Source organism: Echinicola strongylocentroti (genome assembly GCF_003260975.1).
GTDB classification, from domain to species: domain Bacteria; phylum Bacteroidota; class Bacteroidia; order Cytophagales; family Cyclobacteriaceae; genus Echinicola; species Echinicola strongylocentroti.
On the sequence record NZ_CP030041.1, the window covers coordinates 1385123 to 1404404 of the forward strand.

A 19282-nucleotide genomic window follows, 5' to 3' on the forward strand; every position below is an offset into this window, starting at 1 on the left:
CATATGGGAAGAGTGGCTACCGAAGATACTGAAGTATGCGAACATGCGATCAAAGCAGATAGTAGGGTCTCCCTATGCTGGGCTTCTGCCAATAGGGACCCAAAGACTTTTGAAAACCCGAACACCATCGATCTGGAAAGAAAACTAAACCCTCATGTGGGCTTTGGCTTTGGCATCCACAAATGCCTGGGAGCCACCCATGCACGGCAGGTTCTCAGGACACTACTATCCGTCTTGGCCGAAATGGACGTGAAACTGCAAATGGTCAAAGGAGATAGTAATATCGAAGATTGGGGGGAATTTAAAAGAAAAGTAGGCTATGACCGATTGGAGATGAAATTCTCTTAATCCTTCAAAAAGCTATTGACATGATCTGTTTCATTGGCCATATGGACTCACTGCCGAAACAGACCTGTACTTATCCATCACTACCTATATCATCACCAATACCAGCAAAAACTGTATGAAAAAAGTCACATATATCACCCAAAAAGAAGAAGCAAAAACAGCAACTGCCAGCTCTGGAAACCTTATGGAGCTGGCCATAGCCAACAATATCGAAGGCATCGAAGGTGATTGTGGTGGTGTGTGCAGCTGTGCGACCTGCCATATCCACCTTACTCCTGAAGATTTCGAAACAGTCGGTGGCCCTGGCGAAATAGAAGAGGAAATGCTGGAGCTGGAAGACAATGTGTCCCCCTACAGCCGATTGGCCTGTCAGGTACCTATCTCATCACTACCTGACCAGATCACCGTCAAAGTAGCCAACTGAACCGTACCATGAGCAAAACAGCTGTCATTATCGGTGCCAGTCATGCTGGCGTCAACTGTGCCTTTGCACTGAGAAAAGAAGGCTTCGAGGGGAAGATCCAGTTAATCGAATCGACCGACCTGCTTCCTTACCACCGTCCGCCCTTGTCTAAATCTTTCCTCAATGAGGATAAAGATATAGCTGACTATTGCCTAAAATCAGCAGAAGCTTATGCGGAAGCGAAAGTCGAGTTGCTGTTGGGCAGACGGGTCCTGCATATTGATAGCCAACATCATGAGGTCCACTTGGAAGGTAATCACAGTATCCATTACGATTACCTCGTATTGGCCACGGGTGCCTCAGCGGTAATTCCCGCCCTTCCCGGTATGACCGTGGGTGAAGGGATATTTCCCCTCAGGTCTGCCGAAGATACGCTTGCCATAAAATCCTTCCTCAATGCTAAGTCCCAACTGGAAGTGGTCGTTTTGGGAGGAGGTTATATAGGACTGGAAATGGCCGCTTCCCTTCGCAAAATGGGCCATCAAATAACCCTCTTGGAACGGGAAAAAAGAATCCTGGCCAGGGTGGCCGCAGCCGAAACATCATCCTTCTTTACTGCCCTTCACCAAGAATCAGGGGTAAAGATACATACTGGCCAAAACATCAGCAATATCGAACACCTCCACGATGGGAGATACCAGCTTGACTCGGATACAGGCGATAGCTTTGTAGCCGATATGGTCATTGTAGGTGTGGGGGTAAGTCCGAACACAGCCTTGGCCCAAAACATCGGCCTAACTATTGAAAATGGCATTTTGGTGGACGCACATTGCGAAACCTCTACTCCTGACATATTTGCCATTGGGGACTGTGCATCATTTATCCACCAACCTTCCTCCAAGGTCATTAGACTGGAGTCGGTACAGAATGCAGTGGACCAAGCCAAAATAGCCGCAGCAAACATTACGGGCAACCCTGCTGTTTACAACAGTATTCCCTGGTTCTGGTCTGACCAATATGAGACCAAATTACAAATAGCCGGCCTGAACCATGGCTACGATCAAGTAGTACACAGAATAGAAAAAGAGCAGCCTCAAAAACAAGCTGTCTGGTATTTCAAAGAAGGGAAACTATTGGCCGTCGATGCCATAAACCATGCAAAAGCTTATGTACTGGGTACCCGGTACTTAAAAGAAGCCAGACAACTCCATCCTGACGAACTTGCCAATCCTGAAATCCCTCTCAAAAAGTGACTGCTCATGCCTCACTCTAGTTTGGAAATGTAGGTGTAGTACACTCCATACGATGCTGCACCTTCTACAAATTCATTCACCAAAAACGTCTTCCCCTTCTCCAGATAAACATCAAAATCCACCGCGATCATTGACGCATCTATTTCCTTTTCCATCATTTGGTTGGCAATGGATATTTTTACTTTTTCTGGTTTTATGGGCAAATAACTGAATTGACCTTTTGGGTTTTGGTCGGGAGTGCCCCAAATAGTCCCTGGGCATTCCTTGGGCCACCGGTAACAGGATATCCTATAACGTCCCTCCGAGGCTACCTGAATGGCATGCTTATTATTGGTGTTTTTCATTCCTTGGGCTACTTGTTCACTTTTCCATATCCCACTGCTCTCCCCTATCGCATGCTGGATGGTTAACGTAACTTCTTGCTGATCCGAATGGCCAATTATATTCACAGGTATTTCCCTAAACGCACTTTTTTGGGAGGCCTGCTCGTAAAAAGCCGCATTCTCTGCCAATAATCGAGCTTTGACCTCTGGAAAATCACCAGAAAGATCCTGGGCTTGATAGCGATCTTGGCTGACATCATACAAGGACCTGCCATCTACCAGCCTCCACTTTCCATTGATGATACATGTACCGGTCACTGGTCTGGGCACTCGCCAGTCTTGGTTATGATGAATAAAAAGTGTCTCATCGTCTATTTCATCCTCCCGTCCGGTCAACAACGGGGAAATGTCCCTGCCATCAAGTGGCTTATCGTTCGGTATCTCCAAGTCACATAAGCCTGCCAAGGTCGGTATCAGGTCGACATGCTGTGAAGGACTGTTGACATCTGTTCCTCCCATAATGCCACGATCAGGCCATCGAATAAAAAAAGGCACGCGATGCCCACCCTCTGTTGGATGGCCCTTTTTGCCCCTAAAACCCATATTATACCCTGTTTTACCGTCGGGACTGATGCCAGCGGCACTTCCATTGTCGGACATATAGATCACGATGGTATTTTCATACAAGCCTTCTTCCTTCAGAAAAGCCTCCAATTTTCCCATATTCTCATCTATATTGGCGATCATCCCATAAAAATTAGCGTTTACGATTTCACCTTTTTCTTCCAAATCCCGATAGGGGTCTGCATATTCATCCGCTACGATATGGGGAGAGTGGGGGGCATTGGTGGCGAGGTAAACAAAAAACGGATCCTCTTGATGCGACCTGATATAGTCCATGGTTTGGCCAAACCAAACATCCGTACAATACCCTTCAAACTTTTCGGGTTCATTATTGACATAATACGTATCATCAAAGTAACTATTGCCCCAATAATCCGAAAGCTCCCCGACACCTCCAGCTTTATGGTGCACTGCAAACTGAAAACCCATATCAGTAGGTCTCGAAGGATAATTATCCCCCAAATGCCACTTACCAAACATGGAGGTCTGGTACCCATTGGCCTGAAAGATATCTGCCATGGTGCTGGTATTGGGAGGCAGCATGTCCCTTCCTTTATAGGTGGCCCAGGTACCATTGTGAATGGGATATTGTCCCGTCATAATCGAGGAGCGGGTTGGTGTGCACAGGGGACTGACATGAAAATCAGTAAGCCGCACCGCCTCAGAATAAAACCGGTCAATATTGGGGGTTTTTAGCCATGGATTTCCATGACATCCCAAGTCTCCTATTCCTTGGTCGTCGGTAAGGATAAGAATCACATTGGGACGCTCATCCTCTTGGCCAAGGGCCGGATAGGTCACTAGACTAAATAGAATGATGGAGTAGCGTATAATAGCATTCATAGCTTAAGGGTTAATATTATCGTCTTTATGGTTACTGAATATGGTGGTTCCGTCTGCCTTCAGACCTCCCCAGTCTACTTCCACCCGGTCTTCACCAAGTACTTCGGAGACTAACAGTTTTCTCAATCGGTCAGCTACTTCTCTGTAGGCTGGATCAAAAGCCAGTTCATTTTTCTCTTTAGGATCCACACTGTAATGGTACAATGAAGGGTCTATATCTTCATAGGAAGCACTTTTTGCCCAATTCATCTCTTTGCCGCGGACTTTGTCGGGTCTGATCTGCATGGAAAAAAGGAACTCTTCTGTGCGGATGTATGCCCTTGGGCCTGTGACGGCATGACTCTCACCGATAATATATTCCCTGGCCGGTAGGGATTGGTCTGCTACCTTGCTAAGGTCATATCCATCGAGATAGGCGTATCTTTTTTGCTCCAAGTCTGCTCCTCCCGCAGCCAAAATTGTCGGAGCAATATCTACAAATTCGCTAAAATCATGGACCACTTTTCCTGCTGGAAAAGCTTCCTTGTCCGATGAGATCACCACCACTGGATTATGGGTATCCACTTCCCAGGGGCTAAACTTGGAAACCGACCCGTGGTCATTCAGTTTCCAGCCATGATCACCGCAGACCAAGAAGATCATCCATTCTTGGTTGTGCTTTTTGCTATAGGATTTAAAATCGGCTACTGCCTCACCAATTAAGGCATCCCCGTAAGCACAAAAAGCATAGTAATCCTGTGTCATCTTTTGTTTTTCTTCTTCTGAAAAATGATCTGAATACCCATTGGTAACTTGTCTTTTTATTTGGTCGGGCAACTTGTCCCACTCCTCTTCGTCAAAATCAGGGATATTGTAATGCTGTTTTTCAAAGCGTTTTCTATAATCCTCAGGAGGCAAGACTGGCGTATGCGGAAAATCAAAACCTAAATTACAGAACAAAGGCTTGTCGGGATCCACTCCTCCAAAAGTCAAATCGCCCATGCTAAACTCACCATTCGGAGCCGCCAAATAGTTTGCCAAAGCCTTGACATAATACCCGTCCCTTGTAAACCCTGCCTCACGGGGACTTACCCCCGAAAGGATCATCCCTGATGCGATGGACTTGCCTTTTTTTTCATTATAATGCCTCAGCAGGTCGTATTTGCTTACCGTAGCTAGGGCCGTTCCTGAAGGGCTGTACCCCTGCTCTTCCATCTCCAGTGAACAATATTCCACCTCTCCTTCCGAGTTCACAAAAAACTCCACGCTTCTGAACGGTTCATCGAGCCGCTGTCCATTCATTTGAAAAATCCAGTCTTTGCCCCAATCACACAAGCCTTCCTTCGCCAAGGTTTTCGAATCGATACTCGTCTGATAGATGGGAGCAGGCACCATTCGGTTTTCACCTTTTGTTTTTAGCCTTACTCCCAGCTTACCAATGTGAAGCGTCTGATAGCCCAGGTCTTGCATCTGCTCTGGCAAAGTAGGTGATACATGGTCGGCAAGATTATTATGGTACTCAAATTCATACACGCCGGACTTATGTGGATACCTGCCAAAATGCATGGCTGCCCTTGATGGTGCACACCCGGGGGATTGACAATAGGTATTGATAAAAGTAGTCCCTTCGGCTACCAATTGGTCGATATTTGGCGACTCCACATACCCTAGCTCACTCATTTCACGATCATGCAAAATCCTATTGAAGGCCCTCACCGCATCATACCGCTGATCATCGGTAATGATCCACAGGACATTTGGAGATTGCCTAGAATCCTGTCCAAATGCCTGTTTTGAAAATACCGTTAATATCAAAACCAATGTATACAGTAACGTCTTCATACTTTATTTTTTTAAAACTTCAAAAGGTGACCATGTGCGCTTTATAAAAAGGGCATGTATGCTCACAGGAAACACACCCTTTCCGCTCTCTTGGGGCCTTCCTGCCACATCCAATTGCTAACGCTTGATGATCTTTCCATACCCTGCCACATCACCGATCTGGATATATGCTGTATAGAGCCCAGGAGAAAGTGTTCCCATATCGACAAGCACCTTTCTCGATAAAATCGTTGGTTCGGAGATTTGTACCTCAGTACCTTCTTGGGAATAGATATCCACCATGGGTGAGGCATCTACAAACTCTCCCTCCCACGATATGGACAGCGTTTTGCCAACTGGGTTGGGATAGAACCTAAATCCCTCGGAATTGAATTTGGTCTTGTTCTCCATTCCTACAATTACATTTTCCCGTGGATGTTCAAAACTATGTACTTGCAGTATCAAAGAACTAATATGTCCCTGCGAATCAGGGAATGTAACTTCCACCTGATTTTGGTCTTTTATAAATGCATAAGGAACGGGGATTTCGATCATGCCAAAAAAGTCATCGCGATTGGCTTGGTCATATCCTTTCCAATTGTCAGGGACCTGCACGATTTTATCGTTGACTTTGACTGTCGGCTGCTTGCTCTTATCGTGCTTTCGCCCTATGCTCATTCTTAGTACGGCATATCCATCAGCCTTCTTCTCTACCCCATCAAAGGAATAAATAACAGGGGCATTTGCCGAAATAGCTTCTAGGTAATTTTCCGTATAATATTTTTTGGAGACCATGGTGTTGGCCACTTCAGGGGCCGCGTTCATGTCCACTTCCAGCACCACTGTCTCTCCTGCGATGAGACGTAAGGATTGCGGTAGACTCTCCCACTGTTCGATCAGCATCTCGTGGGCTTTATCTGGATAGATTTTGAGACTTTTGGCTGTAATCTGATTGATTTCTGGAAGAGAAATACCTTCCAGCATCACATCTTGGGGTAGATCATCCAAGTTATTAAAAGCAAGGTACAGTACATTGCTGTCCTTAAATGCTTGGACTTGGACGTCTGGATTATCCGATTTTATCCAGACCCGTTGGCCCTTGACGTTTTTCCAAAGTTCGTAAAAATTTACCCTAGGAGTATACTCCCATCCGGCGGGGTCAGGCTCTCCTATATTGGTTGGCTTCCAAAGCACCGCCTGATAGGGCTGGTAATTGTTTGCTTCATTGATGTGCCATTCTGCCTTTCCTGTGATAAAAGGGATAGAAATCTCCATCAAGTCTTCCCTCTCCAGCAGGCCGAATAATATATGGTTTATGGACCTTATGGTCTGGATACTGGCCAAGTCACTGTAATTTTCACCGTAACCTTTTTCTATGGCACCATATTCGGAAATGGCATGGGGCTTTACCTTGTTCCATTTGATATAGCTATAGTTTTCGATCAGGTCAAGGATAGCTTCCGCATTACTGCCACTTCTTTTGTTATCCTGCCCTTCTACATTCACACCATCATATAGGTGTGTGGCAAAAGCGTCCATATGCTCTCCTGCCACATCCATAAACATCTTCATGTTTTCGTTCCAATGGCCAAAGTCCTGAAGCTCCAATGAAGGCCATGCACTGGAATACCCTATCACCTTCATATTTGACAAGGCAGGGGATTGGTCAAATCGCTCTCCCACTTTTCCATATAGCGCTGCCATCTGCTTTTTGATGCGGATATTTTCTGCATTGTCCCAGCCGCCTTCGTAAAAATCCTTGGCATGTACAAAAGGCTCATTCATCACCTCAAAAAATTCCGGCCTTGCCTCCTTGTCCACCCAATAAGTAAAATAATTCACTGCCCAATCTGCCGCTACTTCCACATCCATTCCGTCCACAAAAACATTATAAGGGTGCTCTGTACCTATTTTCCGTGTGACCGGCAATAGTGACACCTCGCCGGATTTTGGTGCTGGATATGCTGCCACCTCCCCGGTTTGCTGTTTTGCGGCAGAAAATGCCGCCCAAAATCCCCTGCCCTGCCCTACGCCATACTCTTCATACAGTGCAGCATGTTCAGGGTCATTTCCCGAAGAGTGGATAGTAAAGTATTTGCTGCGATCCAACGTACTGATATCATTAATGTACCGCTGACAGGTGGGGTCAAATGTGACTTGCGTTTGCGCTAGACATGACAGGGATGACGAAAAGAGAAAACACCCCACATAAAGGGCATATCGTAATTTTGTGAACATAGGTTATTTTGTTTTGGTTATTGTAGTTGGTTAAACCACAAGCAAGTTGGTCTTCATAAAGGTATTTACTCCATGGAACTAAAACTTGTCTCCATGTTTTGGGCTGTACCACTTATGTTTTATTTGGGGAATTTGGAATTGGCATAATGCATGTACCAGTATTACTTCCTCACTCCACCGTAACTACCACATAATCCGTAGCGCCGGTCAGGCCTCCGGTAGTAAGCCAGATTTTTGTCTGGCCCCTGCTGTGAAGGGTAACAGTACCGTCAGTACCCACAGAGGCTATGGCTTCATTTTCGGAATAAAAGGCACGTTCCTTACTTCTCCAACCGGCCTCTAATACTTCTACTTCCACGGAGTGGTCGGTCCCCGCTTTTCCAGAAATCGTCCTTGGGACAGCTTTTATTTTTTGAGTGGCGTTTGGGACGTTGATACTTCCTTCGTAAAAACCACTGCCTAAAGTCGCCAGCCAGATTTTGCTAGCATCAGTAAGGTCAAACTTCACATCTTCTATCCGATGGGGAGCAGTAATTCCCCTATTATTCTTATGCCATGACTTTCCCCTGTCCCAGCTAATATATATCCCGGGGTTTTTGGCCTCATACCCCACCGAAACCACCAGTAATTTAGGGTCGAATGGCGAAATATCGATACATTCCACTCCTCCGATCGGAAACATTTGTTGCCAAGTAAGTCCATAGTCATCTGAATACCATAACCCCTGCCCTCCCGTATGGTGGCCAGTGGTAATGTACATTCTACCCGTAAGGTCAAACTTGATAAACTGCACCCCTTCCACTTCAGCAGGCAATTTTACCTCAGACCAGTTTTTCCCACGGTCAGAGGAATGGTAAAGTCCTCCTTCAGCAATAGGGGAAAAATAGGCCTTGTCATTTTTCTGAGCAGCAATAAAAAGTGATTTCCTGCTTTCGTCCCTAGGATCAAATTGTACGTCGTTGATCCGCGCAGGAACGGGCAATCCATTGTTCCTTTGCTGGAAGGTTTTGCCAAAATCTTCTGAATAGAAAAAACCTCCTTGGTCAGCTTTTTCCCGATCCACAATCCGGGTGATTCCTACATACATAAACTGGTTGTCTATAGGATCTATGGTAAGGCCATTCGTGTAAAAATCATCCTTCCAGCGTTTGGTCGCCGGAGTAGCTATGCCGTAGTTTTCCCAAGTATCCCCACCATCCGTACTGCGAAAAACACACTCTTTATGCGCTTGGCGATTGGAAGTAGCGTAAAGGGTTTGGGGATCGTAGGGATCATAAACTATATTACTCACCGTTTCTTGTGTACTGGGGACATATTTTACCGCCATGACCCCATCCACCCTTTCGCCAGTGGGTATCCACAGCCGGTGTTCTCCCGAACCAAATAAAGGAACTGCCGTCCTACGATCCTGTGCTATCGTCAGACCGGGGAGGTTGGAATTGCCATGACCTACCAAGCCACCCTTAGGTGTTTCGGTTTCGTCCATCTGTTGCCAACTTTTACCATGGTCAGTGCTCAGCATGGTGCTGTGGTCGGATATGATCATTACGCTACCATCCGGTCCCACATCCAGTGCCCGCATGGACCTCAACGCATAATCATCCCCGTGCCGCATGTGTGGTGAAAAATGGCCGACCACCATATTTTGACTGATCGGCTGCTCCCTTGAGGCCCAATAAACACTGTCCTTGGCCCAAGTCTCCCGATAAAGTCGCGCTGTACTTGTCCAGTTTTTTCCGAAATCGGTAGTGGCCCACAAGCGACCTGGCATAATCGAGTTTCCTATCTGTGGATCTGCAAAACCTACATACACCGCACCATCACGACTCGGATCCGCACTGACCATATTGAATCGTTGCAGGGCACTTTTCGGAAGCTCGGGATATTGCTTGGTTACTTCATCGATAGGAAGATCAAACCACTTGGAAAGATACTGGTAATAGTTTTTGGGCACGCCCCCCGAAAGTCGGTTAATGTCCAGGCCTAAATTTCCATTTATTTCTTCCCAAGTATCACCCGCATCATCAGAGTAAAAAACCCCTCCAGAGCAGCTTGTGGATTGTCCAGATGGATGGTACTGCACTTGGTCAAGGACATAGAGCACAAATCGCCCAGTAGATTGGTCAAAATAAAAGTCCATGTCCATGATGATATTGTTGTCCAATTGACTTTCGCCAATTTGGGTCCAGCTATCTCCACCGTTTTCAGAGCGATAGAGGCCATAGTTGGAAGCCGCAAAAACCACTTGCGGATCTAGTGGGTTGACAATAATCCTTCCTACTTGGGCTTTTGGATGGAGTCCTTTATTCACCATTTCCCAGCTACTTCCTGCGTCCGTGGTCCGCCAAACCATTCCCTGGTAATCAGAAGGAATGCCATGAGGCGCTGAAGCTTTGAGGTCTTTATAACAAGACAGCCACTCCTGACCACGCACATTCGTCCCTCCCCCTACAAACCATTTGTGGCTATCGGTGGGATCAATGGCCAAAGAAGCCACTTTCTTCTTCCACCTGTCTATATCTTCCCCATCCTGGCCTACCTTATACCACGGACAATTTTTCACTACTTCCCAATTTCTTCCTGTGTCCTTGGTGATCCATAATTCAGAAGATGAAATCGCCAGTCCCATTTTGGGGTCTGAATACGAATAATACAAATCCCGCAAGTGGTAAAAGGTACCATCTCCATCTTCATCGGTGATTCCATACCACCGCTTGCCGTTATTTTCAGACTGGTAAGCATTCCACATATCCGGGCACAACGCCACCGTTCCGGGGATAGTGGGATGGTACCTGAGCAGGTTGGCAAATCCAGCATTCCCCGGCCCAAATTGCCGCCAGGTGATTTCATCTCCGGAAACGACACGTTCAGTTTTCAGCTTATGGATATTATCCTGATAGACCTGAGCCTGAAGCAAGGTAACATGAAAAAAAACTACTACGAATAGAATCCTCATAACATGGTTATTTGAACCTAAATCTAGTATGGATTAACTCCGATGGCTGATCCTTATATCCAAATTTGTAGCATACATGTTTTTTGGAACCCGTAGCACTCCTTAGCCTGAAGCAGGAGATATGGAGCAGCTATTTTTCATTAGCTGTCGGAATGTTTCGGAACTGCTTACGGTAATTTTGGGGAGACATTTGCTTATATAAGTTAAATTGGCGATGAAAAAATGACAAATTATTAAACCCGGATCGATAGCCAACCTCAGAGACGGACAACTCTGTTTCGATAAGCATTTGACTAGCAAGAGTGATCTTGTACTCATTCACGTAATGGGTAAAAGTTTTGTCAAAAGTCTTTTTAAAAAACCGACAAAACGCTTCTTTGGAGAGCGCAAGTCTATCTGCTATCTCATTAAGACGTATTTCTTCTAAAATATTGTCCTTGATATAGCTATTTATCTGATTGACACGTTGACTCTCTTTATTGGAGAGCGCCTTACCAAAACCCGGTCCAGCAAGCAGGGAGGTACTGGAATCATTGGCAAGGGTATTTAGAATCCGTAGAAAGGACAGCAATCTGTCAAAAGGACGCTTATTTACTAGATCAATAAACTCCGCTTCCATCGCTATTGATGTTTGGTGATCAAATGCAATTCCATAGGAAGAATTCATCAGTAATTTACGGATATTCGAAAATTCTGGCAAATCCAACCAATACTTCAGCAAGGATTCATCCCATTGGATAATAATGCATTTTACACACTTTCCATTACCTCCTACAGTTTTCCAAGAATGCGGGACATTCTTTCCGACGAGCACTAAGTCCCCCCGGTAAAAGGGGTACATCGAATCACCCACATACCTAATTCCAGTTGATTGAACCATATAGGTAAGTTCATACTGTGGATGAAAATGCCATTCTGCCTTGAACTGGGGCTCTTCAAAAACCTTCACTTTAAATGAGCATTCAGAAGAGGTGGTCACTTGCTTTAAATGAGGTTTCATAAGAAACGATTGATTGATTCTATCCAAAAATGACAATTATTAACTAAAACTGAAATGACAAATGGTAAAAATATCAATATAGTACACTACATAAACAAAATGCTATACTGATCTTCGTTCAGGAAAATTCAATTTTGCATATAACAATCTAACCATAATACAAATCGAATGAATGACCTAGCCATTAGGGAAGTGAAATTTTTCAAAGCCTCTTCCGAACTCAAAAAGCCCATAGCGGACTCTACGCATTCGCTAACCGAAATCTCCTTTATTGTCTTGAGAATTCAGCTGGAAAATGGAGTTATTGGGGAATCATACCTATTATCCTTCCAGTATTCTCCAAATGCGATTATAGGAGCGCTGAAGGATATAGTTCCCTTGATCAAGGGCTTCAAGGCTTTTGAAACAGGAATGGTTTATCAGAAGTTGGAAAATCTCTTTGAATATTTTGGCAACCAAGGCCTACTTCGTTGGGTACAATCAGCCATCAACATCGCTATGTGGGATGCTTGGGGAAAAGTACAAGGTCAACCTGTCCAAAAGCTACTAGGAGTAACCAAAAAAAACGTAAACATCTATGGGAGTGGCGGTTGGCTCTCCTACAGTATAGATGAACTCATACAAGAAGTAACGGATTATGCTGACAGGGGATTCAAAGCGGTAAAGATAAAAGTCGGTTCGCCAAAGGTTTCCACAGACCTGAATCGCTTGCGAGAAATACGGGAAGCAGTAGGTGACAAAGTAGACATTATGATGGATGCCAACCAAGGAATGGATCTACCATCTGCTATTAAATTGGCCCAGAATGCTCGTGACCTAAACATCCACTGGTTTGAAGAGCCAGTGCACCACCAAGACTTCCAAGCCTATCAAATACTTAAAAACCAGACTGGCATCTCACTGGCCATGGGAGAAAGAGAATTTGACACACTCCCATTGAGGGAGTTGGTTACCCGAAATGCGCTGGATATCTGGCAGCCGGACATCCTCAGGATTGGTGGAGTTGAAGCATGGAGGGAGAGTGCCGCTTTGGCCCATAGTTTTCACCTTCCCGTGCTACCTCATTACTACAAAGACTATGACGTGCCCCTATTATGCACCATACCCAATGGGGTCGGGGCAGAATCGTTCGACTGGATTGACCCGCTGATTGACAATCCCATGGTCATTCAGGATGGGTATGCCAAACCGCATGATTTGCCTGGTTGGGGTTTTAGTTTTATTGATGACCGATTAACAGAAATCAAATGAGCAAAAATGTTTTTTCATTAGAAGGGAAATTGGCCCTTGTGACAGGCGGTGGAACAGGAATAGGGTTGGGTATTGCCCAGGCTTTCGTGAAAGCGGGTGCACAAGTGGTGATTACAGGACGTAGAGAGTATGTTTTACAACAGGCCGTAGAACAACTCGGAAACAACACCGTGTATGTGGTCAATGACATCACCGATAAAGAGGCCATCCCATCTCTAGTAGCAGAAATAGAGCAAAATGTAGGTGCCATTAATATTCTGGTCAACAATGCAGGAATCCACCACAAGGCGATGGCTCAGGATACTTCTGACGAGGATTTTGAGCGAGTCATTCAAACCAACTTGTTGAGCGTCTTCAGTTTGACCCGAGAGTGTGCCAAATACATGCTGGAACGAAAGAGCGGCTCGATCATTATGATTGGTTCAATGGCCGGGCTTTTCGGTATTGACAGAGTAGTGGCTTATGGCTCCTCCAAGACAGCACTGACAGGCCTTGTCAATGCTTTGGTTACAGAGTACTCGACCAGTAATGTACGTGTCAATGCAATCGCTCCTGGCTGGATCGAATCCAAAATGTTTATAAATGCAATTAACAATGACCCTGAAAGAAAAGCGCAAATCACGAACCGAATAGCCATGGATCATTTCGGGCAACCTGAGGACATAGGCCATGCAGCGGTTTTCTTATCATCTGAGGCAGCAAGGTATATTACCGGTGTAGTGCTCCCAGTGGATGGAGGTGCCACAGTAAATTTCTAACATCATGAACAGCCCCACTTACATTGACGATTATTTGACCAGCAAGGCTTTTGATGGACAGAGCCGGCTAGTCTACGGAACATCAGGCCTAGGAGGCGTTTGGGGCTCCGTGCAGGAGTCCGAATCTATTGATGCGGTACTATATGCACTGGAACATGGTGTTTCCGTCTTCGATACAGCCCCATCCTATGGAAATGCCCAAGAAATCCTTGGTCGAGCACTTGCTCAGTGGAAAGGATCCCGGCCATTCGTAAGCACAAAAGTAGGTCGACTAAGAGGAGAAGACGCCTTTGATTTCAAGTTGGACTTTTCTAGTGAGGGGATGACCAAAAGTCTGGAAAACAGTTTGACCGCCCTTGGACTGGATCACGTTGACTTGTTATTCCTCCATGAGCCACAACTGGTACCCTTAGAAAATATTGACTCTACTCTTGACACTCTAAAGCGCTTCAAAGAAGAAGGACTAGTCAAAAGAATTGGTGTGGGAGGAAATCCCACCGTTGCATTTCTGCCTTATATCACCAAAGACAACTTTGATGTGGTCTCGGGTTTTTTGAAAATGGACGCTTGTAACCTGTCCACATTTGAAGGAGATATTCAACTACTTAAAAAAGAACACATTGCCTACTATGCAGCTTCTGCCCTTCATTTTGGTCTATTGGGCAACCGATATGAGCAATGTCTAAAAGATGGTGCAGATGGAAACTGGATCATCCAAGCAGATTTAGACAATGCCAAGGCTGTCAAAAAAATCGCTGATGAGCAGAACATGCCCCTGTCCTCTCTAGCACAACGCTATTTATTTTCCATTGAGGAGGCGGACCGTGTAGTGGTAGGAGCCAGAAACCTTGGACAAATAACTACCACCATCGAAGATTGGAAGCAGGGTAAGCTCCCAAAAGTTGTTTTTGACCAAATCACAAATACGATCTTAAAATGAAAACCATCAGACTGAACGAACCAGGAAAATGGGAAATGCTTGACGTCCCAAAACCCGCTGCAGAACAGTTGGCTCCTGGAAATGCGTTATTGAAAGTAAAAAAAATTGGTGTCTGCGGTACAGATTTACATGCATTCAAAGGTACCCAACCATTTTTCCAATACCCAAGGATTCTAGGACATGAGCTTGCGGTGGAAGTCGTAGCGGTCGGTGAAGCAGTGGACAATGTCAAGGTCGGCGACCACTGCTCGGTAGAGCCCTACTATAATGACATCATCGGTCAGGCCGTTCGCCGAGGCAAAACCAACTGTGGTGAACACCTTAAAGTATTGGGTGTACACGTAGACGGTGGCATGTGTGAATACTTTACCTATCCAGCTAAATTTTTGCACACTTCATCAAAGCTCTCTGAAGACCAGCTAGCTTTAATAGAACCATTGGCCATAGGTTGCCATGCGGTAGATAGGGCAAGAATTAAAGAAGAAGATATCGTTTTGGTAATTGGTGCGGGACCAATCGGACTTGGCACCGCACAGTTTGCTCAGCTTACAGGCGCCCGGGTCCTTGTTATGGATATTGATCAGAACAAACTTAAAATATGCAAGGAAATTACCGGTGTGAAAGAAACCCTTACAGCTGACAGTGATATAAAATCCAAATTACTGGAAATATTGGATGGTGACTTGCCAACGGTCATTCTGGATGCCACTGGCAGTTCCAATTCCATGATGAAGACCTTTGATTATGCAGCTGCTGGAGGAACTATCGTCTTCATCGGCCTTTTTATTGGCGATATTGTATTTGACGATCCCACATTCCACAAAAAGGAAATCACCCTCATGGCCAGCCGTGCAGCCATGAGTCATGATTTTTCGAAAATCATCCAGCTGGTAGAAGAAGGTAATATCGACCCGTCTACTTATATCACGCACCGGCTCAAGTTTGATCAGGTACCTAGTGATTTTGAAAAACTCTATGCACATGGGTCGAACCTGATAAAAGCCATAATAGAACACTAAAAAATAACACACAGCCATGTCCCCCAAAAAAGCAAATAATAGTCGGTTTCTGGTGCCACTCATCATCGTGATGACGCTGATGTTCTTCTGGAACTTGAGCAGAAATATCAATGATGTATTGATTCCTCACCTCAAGCGGGCATGTCAGCTTACTGACTTTCAGTCTTCCTTGGTACAATCGGCCTTTTTCGGGGCATACTTCCTCATGGCTTTACCTGCTGGCTGGTACATTCAAAAAAAGGGCTATCGCATGGGCATCATCACAGGGCTGTTCATTTCGGCACTTGGTGCTTTTCTATTCTTTCCGGCGGCAGAGACAAGGATCTATCCGCTCTTTCTGGTGGCACTGTTTGTCATGGCGGCTGGTTTTGCCATGTTGGAGGTGACCGCTTCGCCTTATATCACTAAGCTAGGTGACCCAGAAGGGGCTTCAAGTCGATTGAGCATGGCAGCAGCCATTGGCTCACTTGGGGCCACCATCGCACCTTCACTGGCGGCATTGCTGCTCCTGCACGAAGTGGATGTACCACAGGCCACCATCGAGGCTTTTACCCCTGTTGAGCTGGAAGCCTTTTTGTCTTCTGAGGCCGATCTGGTGAAGCCACCGTACCTGGTACTTGGAGGCATATTGGCTTTAACGGCCATCACGGTAGTTTTTATAAAACTGCCAAAAATCAAAGATGAGCAAGGGGGTGACAAAAAACCACTTATAGACATTTTAAGGTTCCGGCATACGCTATATGGCATAGGTGCTGAATTCTTTTATATAGGTGCTGAAATAGGAATCGTGAGCTTCATCATCCGGTACGCCAAGTGGTTTAGGATACCAGAGCTTACAGAGCAAAAATCAGCGCAGTTTATCACTGCATATATGGCCTTAGTGCTTATTGGCAGACTCTTAGGGGTGTATATTCTAAAACGATACAAACCCCAACAGGTATTGGTCTTTTCCTCAATCAGTGCATTTATCATGGTTACTGCAGCCATTTTTACCAATGGCTATTTTTCACTGGCCTGCTTATCCGCTGTCGGACTATTTACCTCCATCATTTACCCTATCATCTTCAGCCTAAGTATGCAGGACCTGAAGGAGTATACCAAGACAGGTTCATCAGTGTTCCTATTGGGAATTGTGGGAGGAGCTATCGTTCCGCCCGTTATGGGCTACATATCTGACACAGCAGGGATCAAGTATGCATTTATTGTTCCATTGATCTGCTATGTTTACCTATTGTTTTTTGCCGTGGAAGGTTATAAAGTGAAAATCAAAGAAGCTTAATTATGAACACCAAACAGTTCAGGAGATTTACCTATTTTATCCAGACCGCCCCCCGCAATATCAAGGCACTTTTTGAAAGTGCTGATTGGCAACGTCTTTTGGAGAAACCCGAAACGAAGGAAATACGCGACCTGAAAATCTACAGAAAAGGGATGGATTATTTTATCCTTTTGGACACCTCAGCGACTTTGGACGATAAAGCCCTCCTAAAAGCCCTGAACCGTATAAAAGCGTTTCAATTACTTCAAGAAAAATTGACCGCAAATGGCACCTCCTCTGCACAGTTGAGTAAGCCTCTTGAACGGATATTCGAACTGGAACAGCAAGACGTTTATTCTCCAGAAGAAGGCCAATTAAAAAATAGCATAGGAAAGCACAAAAGGTTTGTATGGACCTTGCTCTTGGAGCCAACCCTGATTGATGAATATAAAAGGGTGCATGCCATGGGTATGGCCTGGCCGGAAATCACCAATAACTTAAAAACCATCGGTGTGAAGGACATGGAAATTTACTTACATGAAAATCGTGCGTTCCTGATTATGGATACTGTGCCAGGTTTTGACCTTGAAAAGGTCAGCCCCACTTGGCAAAAAATGCCTCGTGAAAATGAATGGCAGGAATACGTGGCAAAATTCCAACAAACCAGTCCGGGGAGCTCTATTCAAGAAAAATGGCAAAGTATGGTCAAAATTTAAACGTTATGATCAAAAACACAAGTATCATCATCTTACTTTTTTTGTCGCTAAGTTGTACACAAAACGCAGCAAAAAAAGAAACAGAAAACGAAGACTTCCCCCTATATACTCCAACCTGGACTTCCCTCCAACGTCATCAAACACCACAATGGCTTAAGGATGCAAAGTTTGGCATTTACACTCATTTTTCTTTGGAAAGTATGCAATTCAAAGAAGGGAATGGAAACAAATACAAGCATGAACTTATTGATGAATTCACATTTGAAAATTTTGATGCCAAAAAATGGGCAGAATTATTTGAAAGGTCGGGGGCCAAATTTGCCGGACCAGTAGCATGGCATGGCAGTGGGATGGTGCACTGGGACAGCGATATAACCAAACTTGATGTAGTTGATATCGGACCCAAACAGGACGTAACTGGTTTGTTAAAAAAAGAAATCACAAAAAGGAACATGAAATTTTTGATGTCGTTTCATCCTGGTTATTGGTATAATGCTCTTCTTGACAATGAGAACCCTGGAAGAGAAATGCCTGAATTCCAAGAACTATATGGCCCAGCCCATGACCAAGCTATCACTAGGTTCACCCCATGGAAAGACCATGTAGAAAAACAGTCAAAGTATTCAGCATCATATAGGAATTTATGGCTGAAAAAAATGAAAGAAGCCGTCAATAAATATAGTCCGGATATTTCCTGGACGGATGTTTCCTTTGGGGGTACAGTATGGTCCCATAATGTCGGGAAATTCAAAAACGGAAAAGCCATTTCGGACAGTCTATATTTTAATGGTTTTGACGAAAGGAGACAAAGGCTTTATCTAAGCCATTTCTTTAACAATGCTCTTAAGCACAACAAAGAAGTAGCGTTCGTCTACAAAGAACATGATATTTCTCCCGGAATTGGCATGAGAAATTTTGAAAACGGGCTGATAGACAAACTGGCATATGATACGTGGATGACAGACATCGATATATGTCATCCGGTAAGTTGGTGGTACAAGCCAAACATGGACATAAAAAAGGCTGATTTACTTATAGACATGTTAGTGGATGTAACGTCAAAAAACAGAATACTATTATTGAATGTCCCTCCTAAACCCGACGGTACTTTTGCGCAATTCATAAAAGATGAATTATATCAGGTTGGAGATTGGCTAAAGCTAAATGGAGAGGCCATTTATGGTACCATGCCATGGAGTATTTATGGTGAAGGTCCTTCTATTTTACCACAAACTGGACATTATTCAGAAAAGAAAGACAATGCCAGTTACAATGAACTGGATTTCAGGTTTACCCAAAAGGACAACCTATTATACGCTATCTGCTTGGGTATTCCCAAAGGGGAAGTTGTTATTCATTCACTGGGCAGCAATGCAAGATTATATCCAGGTGATATCCTATCAATAGAGCTCCTTGGTAGTGATGCTGCCATTCAATATGAACACAACCCCTATGACCTAACGCTACAAATGCCAGATGATTATCATGGTAATTTTGCCTGCGTTTTCAAGATTCACCGAAAGCCCTGAACTCCCCACTACATAACCTAAAA

General features: G+C 44.8%; 15 protein-coding genes. 10 read left to right on the forward strand and 5 right to left on the reverse strand.

Annotated elements, in window-relative coordinates; translation table 11 throughout:
* The first annotated feature begins 3 nt into the window (after positions 1–3).
* The 3 genes from DN752_RS25135 (at position 4) to DN752_RS05310 (ending at position 2004) form a co-directional block, all read left to right on the forward strand.
* The gene (locus DN752_RS25135) at positions 4–348 is read left to right on the forward strand and encodes a cytochrome P450 (RefSeq protein ID WP_211324144.1); all 345 of its coding nucleotides are present in this window, start codon (positions 4–6) and stop codon (positions 346–348) included.
* A 115-nt stretch (positions 349–463) separates the two neighbouring features.
* Positions 464–772, forward strand: coding sequence for a 2Fe-2S iron-sulfur cluster-binding protein (locus DN752_RS05305; RefSeq protein WP_112782987.1), 309 nt, complete (start codon positions 464–466; stop codon positions 770–772).
* Between the two features lie 8 nt (positions 773–780).
* Positions 781–2004 (forward strand): NAD(P)/FAD-dependent oxidoreductase, encoded by a 1224-nt coding sequence (locus DN752_RS05310; RefSeq protein ID WP_112782988.1) that lies wholly within the window; start codon positions 781–783, stop codon positions 2002–2004.
* A gap of 11 nt (positions 2005–2015) precedes the next feature.
* Here DN752_RS05310 and DN752_RS05315 read toward each other — a convergent pair whose 3' ends face one another.
* The 5 genes from DN752_RS05315 to DN752_RS05335 all read right to left on the reverse strand — a co-directional run bounded on the left by DN752_RS05315 (position 2016) and on the right by DN752_RS05335 (position 11788).
* Positions 2016–3794 carry an arylsulfatase gene (locus tag DN752_RS05315; protein WP_112782989.1) on the reverse strand — a complete coding sequence of 593 codons (1779 nt, stop codon included), beginning with the start codon at positions 3792–3794 and terminating at the stop codon, positions 2016–2018.
* A gap of 3 nt (positions 3795–3797) precedes the next feature.
* Positions 3798–5615, reverse strand: a complete 1818-nt coding sequence (locus DN752_RS05320) for a sulfatase-like hydrolase/transferase (RefSeq protein WP_112782990.1) — start codon at positions 5613–5615, stop codon at positions 3798–3800.
* 117 nt (positions 5616–5732) lie between these two features.
* Positions 5733–7832 carry a T9SS type A sorting domain-containing protein gene (locus DN752_RS05325; RefSeq protein ID WP_162633124.1) on the reverse strand — a complete coding sequence of 700 codons (2100 nt, stop codon included), beginning with the start codon at positions 7830–7832 and terminating at the stop codon, positions 5733–5735.
* A gap of 169 nt (positions 7833–8001) precedes the next feature.
* Positions 8002–10788 (reverse strand): VPS10 domain-containing protein, encoded by a 2787-nt coding sequence (locus tag DN752_RS05330; RefSeq protein ID WP_112782991.1) that lies wholly within the window; start codon positions 10786–10788, stop codon positions 8002–8004.
* A gap of 130 nt (positions 10789–10918) precedes the next feature.
* On the reverse strand, positions 10919–11788 hold the full coding sequence (locus tag DN752_RS05335; protein ID WP_112782992.1) for an AraC family transcriptional regulator: 870 nt from the start codon (positions 11786–11788) through the stop codon (positions 10919–10921).
* A gap of 168 nt (positions 11789–11956) precedes the next feature.
* Here DN752_RS05335 and DN752_RS05340 point away from each other — a divergent pair, with 168 nt between their 5' ends.
* From DN752_RS05340 to DN752_RS05370, 7 genes are read left to right on the forward strand one after another with little or no spacing between them, the layout of a single operon-like run.
* Positions 11957–13039 (forward strand): mandelate racemase/muconate lactonizing enzyme family protein, encoded by a 1083-nt coding sequence (locus tag DN752_RS05340; protein WP_112782993.1) that lies wholly within the window; start codon positions 11957–11959, stop codon positions 13037–13039.
* Positions 13036–13797 (forward strand): SDR family NAD(P)-dependent oxidoreductase, encoded by a 762-nt coding sequence (locus DN752_RS05345; protein WP_211324146.1) that lies wholly within the window; start codon positions 13036–13038, stop codon positions 13795–13797. The genes DN752_RS05340 and DN752_RS05345 overlap by 4 nt, the downstream gene beginning before the upstream one ends.
* A 4-nt stretch (positions 13798–13801) precedes the next feature.
* On the forward strand, positions 13802–14737 hold the full coding sequence (locus DN752_RS05350; RefSeq protein WP_112782995.1) for an aldo/keto reductase: 936 nt from the start codon (positions 13802–13804) through the stop codon (positions 14735–14737).
* Positions 14734–15756 (forward strand): zinc-binding alcohol dehydrogenase family protein, encoded by a 1023-nt coding sequence (locus tag DN752_RS05355; RefSeq protein ID WP_112782996.1) that lies wholly within the window; start codon positions 14734–14736, stop codon positions 15754–15756. Before DN752_RS05350 ends, DN752_RS05355 begins: the two co-directional genes overlap by 4 nt.
* Before the next feature lie 16 nt (positions 15757–15772).
* Positions 15773–17035 (forward strand): L-fucose:H+ symporter permease, encoded by a 1263-nt coding sequence (gene fucP / locus DN752_RS05360; RefSeq protein ID WP_112782997.1) that lies wholly within the window; start codon positions 15773–15775, stop codon positions 17033–17035.
* 2 nt (positions 17036–17037) lie between these two features.
* Positions 17038–17730, forward strand: coding sequence for an L-rhamnose mutarotase (locus DN752_RS05365; protein WP_112782998.1), 693 nt, complete (start codon positions 17038–17040; stop codon positions 17728–17730).
* Between the two features lie 5 nt (positions 17731–17735).
* Positions 17736–19259 (forward strand): alpha-L-fucosidase, encoded by a 1524-nt coding sequence (locus tag DN752_RS05370; RefSeq protein WP_162633125.1) that lies wholly within the window; start codon positions 17736–17738, stop codon positions 19257–19259.
* Positions 19260–19282: the final 23 nt, after the last annotated feature.